Below are 15544 nucleotides of genomic sequence, written 5' to 3'. Positions count from 1 at the left end.
AGGGTTGAAATTAAATTTCAAGAACAATTTGCCCGAATTGATTGTAGATATAATTACAAATAATAATAGCCGGTCATATGGCATGATTTTGGTTATTATCAACTTTTACAAACTCTCAAAGGAATTTTCAATTGAATAAATATATACGCAAAAGTCTTAAAATTGTGCTATGGATAATAGCAAGCATTATCCTGTTGGTGGTGCTGTTAGCAGCCTCGTTGAATATTCCTGCCGTACAAAATTTTGTAAAGGATAAAGCGATTGCTTTTCTTAAAAAGAAAACCAAAACAGAAGTACGTCTTGAAAGCATCAAAATAGCACTTCCTAAGGATGTAGTACTCAATAAACTTTATATAGAAGACTTAAAGAAAGATACATTGCTGTATGCTGAGCAGTTATCCGTAGATATTAATCTTTTTAAGCTCATCAGCAATAAGGTAGAGATCAACAACATTACCCTGAAGAAAATAAGGGCAAATGTGACCCGCATCAATCCGGATACTTCCTTCAACTTTTCCTTTTTAGTGGACGCATTTATGTCGGAAGAGAAAAAACCTGAGGAAGAGATAGACAAAGACACTACTTCTACCTTGAAATTTTCAATTGACAAGGTAAACTTTGAGGACATCGGCATTGTGTACCGCGACGATGTAGCGGGCAATGATGCCAGGGTATACCTGGGCGAGTTTAAGGCTAAGCTAAAAGAATTTGACCTCAACAACCAGCATTATGTGATCAAGACCTTATCGCTAAAAAATACATCCTTAAAATACCTGCAGCAAAAACCCCTGACCCAGCTAGCCGCCCACCTGGAAAGCAGCATCGATTCGGCGGAGGCAGCATCAGGTAAATTACCGCTGATAGAAGTTGAAGACTTTGACTTCAGCAATATTAAAATAGGCTTTAACGATAAGGTATCAGGTATGGATGCAGATGTAGACCTGAATACACTGAAGCTGACTAAGCTATTTGTAGACTTGACCAACAGCAACTATAAAGTAGCAGACGCTAAGATCAATAATACAAAGATCAATTTTAATTCGGCGGCCAACAAGGCCAATGTAGCGCTTGGAGAATTGTCGTTTAGCAAACTACTGGCTAATTTGACTACAGGAAAGTATGAACTAGGCGAGGCTAACCTGAGCAAGAGTAATGTGCTGTTTGCGATGAAACCAGTGAAACCGGTAAAGAAATCGGCACAACCTGATACTGCAGCCCCGGCACCGCTTTCATTAACCGTGGGCCAGGTGAAATTGGCTGAAAACAACATACAGTTTGACAACCTGGGTGCAAAAGCCAGTAAAGGAATGGATTTCAATCACATGAAAATCAGCGACCTTGTATTGCTTGCAGAATCCATTGTATACAATAGCAAGGAAATAAAAGTCAATGTCAAAGAGGGCAGATTTAAAGAAAAAAGTGGCTTTCAGCTGAACAAGCTTCAGGGAGATGTCGTTTATTCGGATAAAGCGATCAGGGTAAATAACTTCGTGGTCAAAACTCCCAATACTTCTATTGAAAACAATACGGCACTGGATTATACCTCCATGGAGGACCTCACCAAGCATCCGGAAAGGGTAAAGATCTCTATGACCGTTAAAAATACCACCATAGGATTAAAAGATGCGGCATATTTTAGTGATGCCATTCCTGCTGCCTATCGCAATGAAAAGATTAAAATAGATGCAAGCGCCAGTGGTTATATGAGTAATCTCTCTGTTCCAAAGCTACAGGTAACCGGACTTAAAAACACACGTATAGATATCAGCGGAACAGCGAAGGGCCTGCCTGATATCAATAAGACCGTACTGGACCTGAACATTAAGAAATTTTCGATTACCAAGAGGGACTTACTGGTGGTCATTCCTAAAAAATCACTGCCTGCTAACATCTCCCTTCCCAATGTCATCGTAGCCAATGGTAAGTTTAAAGGCTCGATGACCAATTTCAATAGCTCAGTAAATGTAGGCACTGACATGGGCTCGGCAAAAGTACTTGCATCGATGAGAGGCAGTAAAGGCAAGGAAAGCTACACAGCCAACATTGCTTTGAGCAACTTTAACGTAGGCAGGCTGATGATGATGCAGCCTAAGCTTGGGCGCATCACTGTAAAAGCGAAAGTGAGCGGCAGGGGACTTGATATGAAAACCGCCTCGGCAAAAGTTGATGCCCAACTGGTAAGCGCTTATTATAATAAATATACATTTAGAGATTTATTGCTAAGCGGTACTTACAGCAAACAGGAGCTGAATGTGAAAAGCAGCATGGCCGACACGAACGCCAACTTCAGTTTGACTGCCTACGCAAATACTGCCGGTAAATACCCTGCAGTAAAGGCGGATATTAACCTTAAGCAGATAGATCTTCAAAAACTAAATTTCAGCACAACGGAGTTCAGAATGGCAGGATTAATTACTGCTGACATTAAAACTGCAGATCCTGACTACCTGAATGGTGATGTGAGCATAAGGAGCCTTCAACTGGTAAAAGATGGACAGAAGTTCGACCTGGACACAATTGATGTACATTCAGAAGCGAGTGCAGATCACAACTTGTTAACCTTAAAATCAGAAATACTCAGTGCCTCAGTAGACGGGAAATACCAGTTGACGAATCTGGGTTCTGCGCTCATCAATCAAATCAACAAGTACTATGCTTTTGGTGAGGTAAAGCAAATTCCGGCTCAGCGTTTCCGTTTTGATGTTAATCTATACAATCCTAAATTTCTGAAGAATTTCGTACCGGAACTGACTGCCTTCTCTCCTTCAAGAATGAGCGGCTTGCTGGACACGCAAAAAGACAGCCTGCTGATGGATGCATGGTTCCCGCAAGTGGTATATGGTGATTTTAAAGTAGACAGCACGAGTATCAAAGTAAACAACAGTAACCAGAAGCTGAACTACAAACTGCTGGTAAAGAGCGTGCAGAGCCCATCCATTGCTTTATATAACACAGAGATAACTGGTGAAGCCGCTAATAATAACCTCGGCCTGAACATCTTTCTGAGGGACAGTAAATTGAAAGACAAATACATTTTGGGAGGAACATTCAAGTCCATCAACAAAGATTTTCAGTTTAGCCTTGATCCCAATAAATTCCTCTTAAACTATGAGAAATGGTCAGTGGCACCCGAAAACTACATACAATTTGGTAAGTCAGGTGTAATCGCCAACCAATTCAACTTAAGTAAAGGCGGGCAATTACTAAGTATAAATAGTGTCAGCAATACAGCCAATTCGCCCCTTAAAGTAGAATTCAAAGATTTCAGGATTGAAACACTTACCAGTTTTGCCGCGCAAGACAGCGCCCTGGTAGGCGGTTCTATCAATGGAACGGTAGATGTTAAGGAGCTGATGGCAGACCCTAAGTTTGAGGCTAATTTAACTGTAGACCAGCTGCGCTATCAGAAAGATCAATTGGGAACATTGAGAATCGCAATAGACAATAACACTGCGAATGCTTTTGAGACCAACATTTCATTGACCGGTGTACACGAACTCAGGGTGAATGGCTTTTACTACACCAAACCTGAGAGCGCGCTGGATCTGAACGTGAATATCGATAAGGTAGACCTCAAGGCTTTGGAAAGCCTGTCGATGGGGCAAATTAAAAATGGATCAGGTACAGTAACAGGACAACTATCGGTAAAAGGACCGTTGACCGCACCAAAAGTGCTGGGCGACGTGAAGTTCAACCAGGTTGCTTTTACTGCGACATATGTAAATTCGTATTTGAGAATACCTGATGAGACCATCAGTTTTACGCCACAGGGCGTCAATTTTGACAACTTCACCATACTTGACTCATTGGGTAAAAAAGCTGTAATAAACGGAGGTGTACTGACTACAGACTATAAGAACTTTAAGTTCAACATGGACATCAATACCGATAACTTCAGGGCTTTAAACTCCACTGCACAGGACAATGATATGATCTATGGCACGGTATATATAAGCACCAACATCAAAGTGAGAGGTGACATGAACCAGCCTTCTGTGGACATGAACGTCACAGTAGAAAAGGGCACTAAGTTTTACTTTGCTATGCCTGTCAACGATCCGTCGGTAATAGACCAGGAAGGAATCGTTCAGTTTATTGACGCAGATGCTGCGCCTTACAACGGACAGAAGGCCTTAAATACTGACAGCATCAGCAAATCGCCCATTAAGGGGATAAACTTAAGTGCTACTGTAAACATAGATCCGGAAGCTGAACTAAATGTAGTAGTAGATCCCTCAAATGGGGATGCGCTCAGCGTGAAAGGGGAAGCAAGTCTTATAGCGACTATGGACCAGAGCGGAAAGACCAGCCTCACAGGCAGGTACGAAATCAAGGATGGGTCGTACAATCTATCAGTTGGCCCGCTTGGTCGTAAAGAATTCAAACTGGTTGAGGGCAGCACCATTGTATGGACGGGAGATCCTATGTCGGCCAATGTGGACCTGACCGCATTATACGAAGTAAATGCTGCGCCAATCGACTTACTGAACGATGCAGAAAATACGCAAGCCAAGACTAAGCTTCCATTCCAGGTATACTTGATGATGAAAGATGAGTTGATGAAACCAACTATTTCCTTCCGACTGGACTTACCCGAAAATGAACGGGGCGCTTTAAACGGGGCGGTTTATACCAGACTACAACAAGTAAACCAGGATGAAAATGAACTGAATAAACAAGTCTTCGCATTATTGGCACTGAATAGGTTTATAGCCGAGAATCCTTTCCAGAGCCTTGCAGGCGGAGGAGGCGGTGTTTCGACATTGGCCAGATCAAGTGTGAGCAAGATATTAACTGAGCAGCTGAACAACCTTGCTTCAGACTTGATCCAGGGTGTTGATATCAATTTTGGAGTGAACTCTTCGGAGGATTACTCTACAGGATCACTAGAGCAGAAAACAGACCTCGAAGTAGGTTTATCTAAAAAACTGCTGAACGACAGGCTTACGGTAACTGTGGGCAGTTCTTTCGGCTTGGAAGGCCCTCCTACTCAAAACCAGAGCTCGACAAATATCGCCGGTAACGTAAATGTTGAATACGCCCTGTCGGCTGATGGCAGATACCGCTTAAGGGCATATAGACGTAACCAGAACGAGGGCGTCATTGAAGGACAGATCATAGAAACCGGATTGGGATTTGCCCTGGTGGTAGATTACAATAAGTTCAGGGAAATCTTCAAAAAGAAGGAAACCAGGGAACAACGAAAGGCAAGAAGAGAAAAAGACAAGCAGCGCGAACAGGAAAACAGGGAACGGGAAGAACGTGAAATGAAGAACGAAGAAGCGCGCAAGAACATTGGCATAGAACCTAAAACACAGCAACGCGACAATGAGAAAATTAACTAGATTTGGCATATTTACGATTTCATGCTTAGTCTTTGCAGGATGCAGCAGCACCAAAAACCTGAAACCCGGACAGGTTTTATATACTGGTGCTGAGGTTAAGATAAACCCTGATTCTTCCGGCAGGATAGATGATGAAAAAGATGTACGCAATACCTTAAAGGGAAAGACAAGACCAAAGCCCAACAAGTCCATACTCGGCATAAAATACAAGCTCTTTTTCTATAACCTGGCAGGGGAACCCAAGAAACCCAAAGGTTTCAGGCATTGGCTGAGAACCAAGATGGGCGAACCTCCTGTCCTCTTAAGCGAAGTGAAGCTAAAGTATAATAATGACGTATTGACCAGCTACCTGATCAGTGAAGGATACCTGCAGTCGGTAGTAACAGGAGACACTGTGGTGAAAGGAAAAAAAGGGAAAGCCATTTATACCGCACAAACCGGCGACAGGTACAAAATTAATAGTGTATCTTTTCCTAAAGACAGCAGTAATCTGACAAACATCATAAACGAGAACAAAGAAAATACCCTGCTAAAAGCAGGCGACTTCTACGATCTGGACAACTACAAGAATGAACGGATCCGTATCGACAATGACCTGAAAGAAAACGGATATTTCTATTTTAACCCTGATTACCTGATTATGCAGGTAGACAGTACCATTGGAAAGAGTTTGGTAGATGTGAGGGTAAATCTGAAAAACATTGCCCCGGACGCCGGAATTAAACCTTATTCTATCAAGAATATCAACATCTACCCTACCTACAGTCTACGAAGGGATAGCATGCTCCGTAAGCTTGAACCTGTAAAATACAATGACTTTAACATCTATGACAATAGAAATACTTTCAAACCAAGGGTGTTTGACAGACTTGTATTTTTCAAAAAAGGTGAGCGTTACAACAGGACAGACCACAACCGTTCTTTAAACCGGATGGTCAATATCGGTGCATTTCAAGGAGTAAAGGCAGAATTTCTGCCACTGGACAGTTTTAACAATGATGAACTTGATCTAAATATCTACCTCACTCCACTCAAGAAGAATTCACTATCCTTTTCCGTAACGGGAACAAGTAAGTCCAACAACTTTGTGGGTTCGGAAGTGAAACTCACTCAGACCACAAGAAATCTGTTCAGGGGAGCAGAGATCTTGGAAGTAAGTGCCAGTGGTGGTTTTGAGACACAAGTGAGTGGTAAGTCAAACGGTTTGAATTCTTACTCATTTACAACTGAGGCCAAACTTACCTTTCCAAGGTTTATTGTGCCTTTCTTTAAGCCTGAAAGTACAAATGCTTTCATACCTAAGACAATTGCCTCAGTATCCTATCAATTACTTAACAGGGGATCATTGTATAGTTTGAACTCGTTTAAAGGAGAATATGGTTACAGCTTCAAAGAAAATCAATATAAGGAACATGTGTTTAATCCTATCTCTGTAAACTTTGTACAGCCGATTGTAGATGAAGCAAGAAGACAAGCTTTATATGATTCCATTCCGGGATTGAATTACACGCTTCAAAAGCAATTCATTATAGGTAGCAATTACAACTTTACTTACACCAATCAAATGGAAGAGGAGCGCAGAAACAACATGTACATCAATGGGAGCGTTGAGACAGGCGGTAACGTTTGGGGTTTGTTTGCGAAAACCAATGAGTTTGGCGACAGGACCGTACTGGATGTTCCGATCAGCCAGTTTGTACGTTTGGAAGCCGACGTAAGAAATTACTTCAAACTAAATAAAAAAGTAACCTGGGCAAACCGGTTAAACCTGGGCTACGGGTATGCCTATGGAAACAGTTCATCACTACCCTTTGTACGCCAGTTTTTTGCCGGAGGGAGTAATGATATACGTGCATTTAAAGCCAGGTCGTTAGGACCGGGTACGTACAAAGTACCGGACAATATTAGGTTTGCGGATCAGGGAGGAGACATCAAGGCAATGTTTAACACTGAATTGCGCTTCAAATTAGTTAGTGTGTTACATGGTGCTTTATTTGCAGATGCCGGCAATATCTGGTTAAGGAATGAAGACACCGGAGACGGAACTGCGCAAAATCCGGGCAGGCCGGGCTCTGGCTTTAAGTTTAAAAATGCACTGAATGAGCTTGCTGTAGGTACCGGAGCAGGTCTGCGTGTAGACGCCACCATTTTTGTGATCAGGCTTGATGTTGCTTTTCCAATCCGAAAACCTTACCTTCCGGAAGGCCAGCGTTGGGTAACTGATCAGGTAGATTTCGGTAACAAAACCTGGAGAAAAGAAAATTTAATATATAATATCGGAATCGGATATCCATTTTAGCATGAACATTCTTCACAATTTAAAATGCTTTTTTATTGCTACTTACCATTTATTTGTAGCCGCCGGCAAGGGCTTTATGGAAGACAGGGTGATGAAACTTAGCGCAGCACTAGCATACTATACCATATTTTCGCTAACTCCACTCATCATTATCATCATCTCTGCCGCAAGCTTATTCCTTGGTGACAGTATGGACCCGAATGATAAATTGTTTGGGGAAACAGGTGAAATCACCAGGATGATCGGAGCCGATGCAGCCTATCAGCTCCGGAGCTTTGTTAATAACGCCAATTATTCAGGGAAAAGCACATTCGGACTGATCATTGGAATCACTACACTGATCATTGGTGCTACCGCAATATTTATAGAAATACAGGATAGCATTAACCTGATCTGGAAAGTAAAGGCGGTACCGAAAAAAGGGTGGAAAAAACTGATAACCAATAGGTTACTTTCATTTTCGCTGATTGCTTCTCTGGGATTTCTGCTATTGGTATCTCTTGTAGTAAATAGCATTGTCGTAGGTATTGGAGGCAAACTGGAAGGCTATGCCGCGAAAGTTGGCATCGAACAAGTCTCTGAAGTACTGATGCTTATTGTCACCAATGCCCTCACAATCGCAGTCGTGACCAGTATCTTCACCATTATATTTAAGGTATTACCAGATGTCACACTGAAATGGAAACCGGCCATAGTTGGGGCGCTGTTTACCGCTGTACTCTTTAGTCTGGGTAAATATGGTATCGGGATTTACATAGAAAAAGGTGATCCGGGTTCGGCATTCGGAGCAGCCAGTTCTATCATTGTGATATTATTGTGGATCTATTATACTGCTATTATCCTGTACTTTGGCGCAGAATTTACACAAGCCTACGCTGAAAAATACGACATGGCAATTGCGCCGAGCAAATATGCGGTACACACTAAAATAGTAGTGATAGAAAAGAATGTAGACGTATTGCCACCTCAGCATCCGGAAGACACTAAGATTAAGATTACTTAAGCAGATTCTGCCAGATCTTCGTCTACAATATCGTGCATCACGGCTGCTGTGCCTGCATCTTCAACTGCAGAGACCAATTCTTCTACCGTATCTTTTTCTACCCTTAGGTTTCTGATGATGTGCTGTTGTCTGTCGGGTGTATTCTTGCCCATATAATATTCCAGCAGGTTCTTGATGGTCTGGTCTTTAAGGATCACAGGATCGAGACGGATATCCTTGCCGATAAACAACCCAAATTCATCGGGTGAGATCTCCCCCAGCCCTTTAAACCGGGTAATCTCAGGTTTGTTGCCCAGTTTCTCAATTGCCTTTTTACGTTCATCATCGCTATAGCAATAAATGGTTTCTTTTTTGTTTCTTACCCTAAACAATGGAGTCTGCAGGATGTAAACATGTCCTGCCCGGACTAGTTCAGGGAAGAACTGAAGAAAAAAGGTCATCATTAACAACCTGATGTGCATCCCGTCGACATCGGCATCGGTAGCAATTACGATGTTGTTGTAATGTAGTCCTTCCAGTCCGTCCTCAATGTTGAGGGCGTGCTGCAACAGGTTGAATTCTTCATTTTCATAAACAACCTTTTTGGTCAGTTCGTAGCAGTTCAAGGGTTTACCTTTTAAGCTAAATACCGCCTGGCAGTCCACATCCCTTGATTTAGTGATAGAACCGGATGCTGAATCACCCTCTGTAATAAACAGGGTGGTTTCATATCTTTTATCGTGATTGGTGTTGAAATGAACCTTGCAGTCTCTTAGTTTTTTATTATGTAATGAAGCTTTTTTAGCTCTGTCATTTGCCAGTTTTTTAATACCTGCTATGTCCTTACGCTCACGCTCGGACTGCAGTATCCTTTTTAATAAAGCATCAGCTACATCATTGTGCTTGTGCAGGTAATCATCCAGTTCTTTCTTGACAAAGTCGTTGATAAAAGTACGAACAGAAGGTCCATCCGGGCCCATATTCTGTGAGCCCAGCTTGGTTTTGGTCTGAGATTCAAATACTGGCTCCTGAACCCTTACAGACACAGCAGCGATCACCGAAGCCCTTACATCAGCGGCATCGTATTCCTTTTTATAGAATTCCCTTATTGTTTTTACAATGGCCTCACGAAAAGCTGCCTGGTGTGTACCACCCTGGGTAGTATGCTGTCCGTTTACGAAAGAATGGTAATCTTCGCCATACTGCTGTCCGTGTGTCATGGCGATTTCTATATCGTTCCCTTTGAGGTGAATGATTGGATAGCGTATATTCTCTACGTCTGCTACTTTATTCAGCAAATCATACAAGCCACGTTCTGAAAAGAATTTTTGTCCGTTATAATTTACCGTCAGTCCCGTGTTCAGAAAAACATAATTCCAGATCATGCTTTCCACAAAGTCAGAAATGTAGTGGTAGTTTCTAAAAATACTTTCGTCCGGATAGAAAGTAATGGCTGTTCCGTTTCGCTGTGTAGTCTCTATTACAGGATGATCTGTGATGATCTCCCCTTTGGAAAATTCTACTTTTTTGGTTTTACCGTCGCGATAAGACTGCACTACGAAGTTGGTAGACAAAGCATTGACAGCTTTGGTACCTACCCCATTTAAGCCTACAGATTTTTGGAAGGCATTGCTGTCGTACTTACCACCAGTATTTATCTTGGACACACAGTCGATCACTTTGCCCAGGGGAATGCCACGGCCGTAATCACGTATGTTCACTTTCTGGTCTGAAACAGTAATATCAATGGTTCTGCCAGAGCCCATCACAAACTCATCAATAGAGTTGTCCATGATCTCTTTAAGCAACACATAGATTCCATCATCTTGTGCAGAACCATCACCAAGTTTACCGATGTACATACCGGGACGTAGCCTGATGTGTTCTTTCCAGTCGAGAGAGCGGATACTGTCGTCGTTATAAATAGGTTCAGCCATGATGAATACTTGTTGTGGTGCAAAAATACGAATATGGGTAAACATAATCGAATAAGCCGGTTTAAGCAACAACAAAGTTTCAACAAATCAACAAAACAGTGCAGATGCAAAAGCCAAAAGTTATGCGTACCTTTGATGCCGGCGAAATTCTTTTGCCGCTATTATATAATTAAAGAACAGTATATTGTTATTCGAAGAATTAAACCTGATTGAGCCTATATTAAAAGCGCTGCAAACAGAAGGTTATACACAACCTACCCCAATACAAGAACAATCCATCCCAAGTATATTAGCAAGCAGAGACCTGTTGGGCTGTGCGCAAACCGGTACGGGTAAAACCGCAGCCTTTGCCATTCCAATGCTGCAATTGCTTAGTAAACCCCATACCAATACTAAGATACACAAAGCAATCAAAGCGCTGATACTTACGCCGACACGCGAATTGGCTATTCAGATTGAAGAAAGTTTTAAAGCTTATGGCAAAAACCTGCCTTTGAAGCATTTGGTGATATTTGGCGGTGTAGGGCAGAAAGCACAGACAGACGCTTTACACAGAGGTATAGATATTCTTGTGGCTACGCCGGGCCGCCTGCTTGATCTGATGAACCAGGGATTCATTAACCTGCGTGACATTGAGATTTTCGTACTTGATGAAGCAGACAGGATGCTGGACATGGGCTTTATCCACGATGTGAAAAAAGTCATTGCCAAGTTGCCCGCTAAAAGGCAGACCCTGTTTTTCTCAGCTACCATGCCTAAGGAAATCCAGACACTGGCAAATACCATATTGACCAACCCGGTAAAAGTAGAAGTTACCCCTGTATCATCTACAGCAGAAAAAATACAGCAGGAGATCTTTTATGTAGATAAAAATGACAAGAAAAATCTTTTACTGCATATACTAAAAGATAAGACCATTGAGACTGCATTGGTTTTTGCACGTACCAAGCACGGTGCTGACAGAATTGTGAAAGACCTGATCAAGGTTGGTGTAAAAGCAGAAGCAATCCATGGTAATAAATCTCAAAATGCCAGACAAAGGGCGCTGACCAATTTCAAAGCCAAAATTACCCGTATCCTGGTAGCTACTGATATTGCCGCCCGTGGTATTGACGTGGATGAACTGACGCATGTGATCAATTATGAATTGCCTAATATCCCTGAGACTTATGTGCATCGGATTGGCCGTACAGGCCGTGCCGGACTAAGCGGCACAGCACTTTCATTCTGTGATGCTGAAGAGAAAGAATTTTTGGATGATATAGAAAAATTGATTGGTCTAAAAGTACCAGTTACCGAAGACCATCCTTATGCCATGAGCTGGCAAAGCCTGATGAGCGGAGCTGCTGCTGCGAAAGCTAAAGGCAAAGCTAAACCGGCAAGGGGAGCAAGACCTGAAAGGGCAGAAAGCAAGCCAAACTTGAGCGGAGCTAAAAAAAGCCCGAAAGGAAAAGGCTACTGGGGCAATAAAAATAAACAGTCGAAACCGACATCGTAAAATAACAACGGCTACCTCTCGGTAGCCGTTGTACTATAAAGGTGCTTATTGATACTCACTACCGTTAAACTTAGCATCAAGCCAGCTGATATGGTTAGTGAGGTAGTTTTTAAGATAAGCAACTTCGGCGTTATAAGATCCTGCTATTTGAAATTCCCGGTATACTTTGGTGTTTAAAATACTCCACTTTGTGAAATTTCTGGTCTGGGATACCGCCAGTTTTTTTGACAGCAAATCAACTGAGGCTGGTAGCGTAAGTATTTTTGCCTTTAGCTCATTCCATCTTAATCTGATTTTTTGCCTGAAAGACTGGTCTTCCATCATTCTTCTGATCCAGGCTTTTGGCTCATGTGCAGCGGTGAGCATCAGTCCGTTTACCTGATTACCTAAGCGATCATCATTATTTATCGCAATATCAAAGTCCCATACCGGACCGGTGTAGATCTTGTCATCATTGGGTTTCTTATACATATAGGTACTCCAAAACATATCCGGATTGCCCATCACTTCATTTACGATGTAATAGTTTATATAAGAATCAACATCAAAATACTTACGGTAGCCATTTAAAGGGTCTGTAAAATTGGCGGCAAACAAAGCATCTTCCAACTTTTGAAAATGACTGCTTATATATTCCTTTTGCAAAGGCGTAATTTCTTCTTCATCAGGATATTTAACCGTGACCGGCATATTCTTTTTGGTGTAGAAATGTACGGGTTCTGAGCCGGCAAATCCATCCTGTTCCAGTAAATAGCCCCCGTCCCGTTCAACATCAACCACGTCTTTGCCTTCTTTGATCTGTTCGGTAAGCAAATAACTACCCTGATAATTGCCATTAAGAAAAACCTCTACAAATCTGGAATCAGGGGTAAAAGTCAAGCCTGAATTTCTACTCAGCATAAATGCGAGCTCATTTCTCATCAATGTTTTATCTGCATAATTGGCCAGAAGCACCCAGTTCTTATTTTCAGACATCCCTAATATGCCAAATTTTTTATCCAGTTTGATCCGGTAGGGCTTTTTAGGCATCCCCCAGGTAGAATTGCCCCTGCCTTTTATTTCTGTTTTACCATCAAACAAGACATCTTTAAAGTTACCCACTATCTTAATGGTTCCTGTTACATAAATGTCCTTGCTGTTTATAGCAGCGTTATTGGTGGTGTTAATGTAAAGCGCGGCGATCCCATTATCAGTAAATTTAACTGTATAGACTTTTTTACTGTTATCTTCAGCCACCACCGTGTAGGCTACCAGTTTTGTAAAGTCATTGGCCGTCTCATTACTAGTCTGCGCGGTTTCGTTTACAGAAACCTTCACTCCGTCAAAAGTAAATTCAGGAACTAGCTGACTGATATTTGTTCCCGAAAAAGCAGGAGCATAAATGGTATCTCCTTTTATTTCAGCTATCACATCATTTACTAAAACAGGATTTTTAGCTGCTTTGAAAATAAAGGATTTAATTACCTTATCAGAAAGGAGTACCGGCTCAGGCTCTTGTAAATCCTTCGGTTCTTTTTTACAAGCGCCCGTCAGCAGGACAAAAATCAGAATGGGATAAAGTAAAAAATTGAGGTTTAATTTCTTATTCATATGATACGGTGCTTACATTTGGTTATAAACAAACTTACGAAAAATCAACATAACTTTGTTTAATACAACCTTATGCCAAATAAATTACAATGGCAGGGTAATGTAAAAAGTAGCGCCCTGATTGATCTTACTGACTACGCCCATCCTACCCTTATGGTTATTTATGATCTCTTTAGAGATATAAAGTCCCATTCCCAGGCCACTTACCATAAAATTTTTATCATCTACGCGATAAAAACGTTCGAATATTCTATCCTGCTGTTCTGCTGAAAGACCTATTCCATAATCAGTAACGGAGATTTTAACATTTGCCCCTGCTTTCTCAACTGAAAGGATAACATCTTTAGACTGGGGCGAATATTTTACAGCATTATTAATCATATTCATCAATACCTGCTCCAAACGTTCTGTATTTCCATTTACTACAAAATCCTCCTCCGGTGTAAATACTATATGGTAGTCAGGAAACATGTATGAGGCATTTTCAATGCATGACGACACCAATTTATTTACATACAGCGGACTCGTACTAAAATGAAGCTTACCCGCCTGTATCTTACTCACATCCAACAGGTCATTTACCAGTGTCTGTAATTTACTGATTGACACCTCAGCCTTGGAGATAAACGTTTTTATTTGTTCTGGGACTTTATCTTTGTTATAAGCCAATATCAATTGCATATACGCTTTTAAACTTGTAAGCGGAGTCTTTAATTCATGACTGGCGATGCCAATAAATTCATCTTTTTGCTCAATTGCTTTTCGTTGATTGTCTATATCAGTTGCCCTGCGCTGCGCATCCTTCTGAGCAGTAAGGTCAGTGCAGATCACACTTAATGCAGTCCCATCTTCCAGACTGAGGTTTGTTAAAGATAAAAGCACGGGCAATATCGTACCATCGGCACATGTTAATGTATCTTCGGTTTTATAATCCGTAAATTTCCCACCCATAATAATCTCATTGAGACCAGTAAAGGTAATTCCCTGGATAAAACTGTTGAAATGCGCGCCTATTACCTGATCAAGTGGTACGCCTGCCATCTCAGCAAAACTTGAATTGCAATAAAGTATAATCCCGTCTTTACTAAGCGTAATAGCTCCTTCCTGCATTTTCTCTATAAGCACCCTGAATGTTTGATCTGCACTTTTAAGCGTATAAAGCTGATGTCCGTCCTCTCCCTGCACTACAAAAGCATCCACCATACCGGTCCTTATTGCATGAATGGTATCATTCGCATCCTCCAACTGGAGGCGTACTTCCTGTAATTCTGCAGCTATCTGCTCTTTTGTGGGTTCTGCGCTCATAGGTGATATTTACGATAAAATTCCGAGTCCACGCATCACCTTTTCCGTTTCAGACATGTCTCCAACCAATCTTCTTTCCATTTCCGGTTTCTTTTTAATCAGTGTAGGCAGTGCAACGATCTGTTCTTTTTGAGCTATCTCCGGGCTTTTATATACATCTACAATTTCTAAAATATAATTTCCTTTCAAGTATTTCTCACAAATGGATTTTATATTACTTATAGCCCTCACCGAATTAGGTGATGCTCCGGTAATAAATAAAATAAGATAATACTCCTTTTCGCTGAAATCCACTTAAATATGTTTTAATGGTCTGATGTTAAGCCCTACAAGTACTTTTTCTTCATTACTCAGGTCGCCAATTATTTTACGTATTGGTACAGGCACTTTTCTTACCAGCGTAGGCACCGCGAAAATCTGGTCACCTTCTGCAAGCTGTGGTTGTAGCAACAAATCTATTACTTCAATTTTATATTTCCCCTGCAAATGCTCCTCACAGTATCTGTTAAGATTATTAATTGCACTTACAGATTTAGGAGTTTTACCCGCTACATATAGCCTAAGTTCCCATATTTCTTCTTTCATATG

The 15544-nt window shown here is 41.4% G+C and carries 9 protein-coding genes; 4 read left to right on the top strand and 5 right to left on the bottom strand.

The annotated features are described in order from the left end of the window. Positions 1-164: 164 nt before the first annotated feature. The 3 genes from EZ437_RS19680 to EZ437_RS19670 are packed head-to-tail and all read left to right on the top strand — an operon-like array spanning position 165 to position 8647. Positions 165-5345: a translocation/assembly module TamB domain-containing protein gene (locus EZ437_RS19680; protein WP_225869632.1), complete on the top strand. Its 5181-nt coding sequence runs from the start codon at positions 165-167 to the stop codon at positions 5343-5345. Beyond that, a complete protein-coding gene (tamL, locus tag EZ437_RS19675) occupies positions 5329-7644 on the top strand; it encodes a translocation and assembly module lipoprotein TamL (protein ID WP_131597783.1) in 2316 nt (771 codons plus the stop codon). The genes EZ437_RS19680 and tamL overlap by 17 nt, the downstream gene beginning before the upstream one ends. A 1-nt stretch (position 7645) precedes the next feature. Beyond that, positions 7646-8647 (top strand): YihY/virulence factor BrkB family protein, encoded by a 1002-nt coding sequence (locus EZ437_RS19670; protein WP_131597782.1) that lies wholly within the window; start codon positions 7646-7648, stop codon positions 8645-8647. On the opposite strand, the gene EZ437_RS19665 is transcribed toward EZ437_RS19670, so the two are convergent. Beyond that, positions 8644-10563, bottom strand: a complete 1920-nt coding sequence (locus EZ437_RS19665) for a DNA topoisomerase IV subunit B (protein WP_131597781.1) — start codon at positions 10561-10563, stop codon at positions 8644-8646. The two genes, EZ437_RS19670 and EZ437_RS19665, sit on opposite strands and share 4 nt — an antisense overlap. Before the next feature lie 184 nt (positions 10564-10747). On the opposite strand from EZ437_RS19665, the gene EZ437_RS19660 reads away from it, so the two are divergent. Next, positions 10748-12061 (top strand): DEAD/DEAH box helicase, encoded by a 1314-nt coding sequence (locus tag EZ437_RS19660; protein ID WP_131597780.1) that lies wholly within the window; start codon positions 10748-10750, stop codon positions 12059-12061. A gap of 45 nt (positions 12062-12106) precedes the next feature. Here the strand turns inward: EZ437_RS19660 and EZ437_RS19655 are convergent, their stop codons facing one another. From EZ437_RS19655 to EZ437_RS19640, 4 genes are all read right to left on the bottom strand, one after another. Then, positions 12107-13651 (bottom strand): CotH kinase family protein, encoded by a 1545-nt coding sequence (locus EZ437_RS19655; RefSeq protein WP_131597779.1) that lies wholly within the window; start codon positions 13649-13651, stop codon positions 12107-12109. A gap of 84 nt (positions 13652-13735) precedes the next feature. Next, positions 13736-14956, bottom strand: coding sequence for a PAS domain-containing sensor histidine kinase (locus EZ437_RS19650; RefSeq protein ID WP_131597778.1), 1221 nt, complete (start codon positions 14954-14956; stop codon positions 13736-13738). 9 nt (positions 14957-14965) lie between these two features. Continuing rightward, the gene (locus EZ437_RS19645) at positions 14966-15250 is read right to left on the bottom strand and encodes a circadian clock KaiB family protein (protein WP_131597777.1); all 285 of its coding nucleotides are present in this window, start codon (positions 15248-15250) and stop codon (positions 14966-14968) included. Then, a complete protein-coding gene (locus EZ437_RS19640) occupies positions 15251-15541 on the bottom strand; it encodes a circadian clock KaiB family protein (protein ID WP_131597776.1) in 291 nt (96 codons plus the stop codon). Positions 15542-15544: the final 3 nt, after the last annotated feature.

This window comes from Pedobacter psychroterrae, assembly GCF_004331695.1.
Taxonomy (GTDB): domain Bacteria; phylum Bacteroidota; class Bacteroidia; order Sphingobacteriales; family Sphingobacteriaceae; genus Pedobacter; species Pedobacter psychroterrae.
This window is presented reverse-complemented; position numbering and strand designations above follow the sequence as displayed.

Excerpts from the sequence above, each read along its gene's own strand:
- EZ437_RS19640 (WP_131597776.1), bottom strand. The coding sequence starts at position 15,541 with ATGAAAGAAGAAATATGGGAACTTAGGCTATATGTAGCGGGTAAAACT.
- EZ437_RS19655 (WP_131597779.1), bottom strand. The coding sequence starts at position 13,651 with ATGAATAAGAAATTAAACCTCAATTTTTTACTTTATCCCATTCTGATT.
- EZ437_RS19670 (WP_131597782.1), top strand. The coding sequence starts at position 7,646 with ATGAACATTCTTCACAATTTAAAATGCTTTTTTATTGCTACTTACCAT.
- tamL (WP_131597783.1), top strand. The coding sequence starts at position 5,329 with ATGAGAAAATTAACTAGATTTGGCATATTTACGATTTCATGCTTAGTC.
- EZ437_RS19665 (WP_131597781.1), bottom strand. The coding sequence starts at position 10,563 with ATGGCTGAACCTATTTATAACGACGACAGTATCCGCTCTCTCGACTGG.
- EZ437_RS19650 (WP_131597778.1), bottom strand. The coding sequence starts at position 14,956 with ATGAGCGCAGAACCCACAAAAGAGCAGATAGCTGCAGAATTACAGGAA.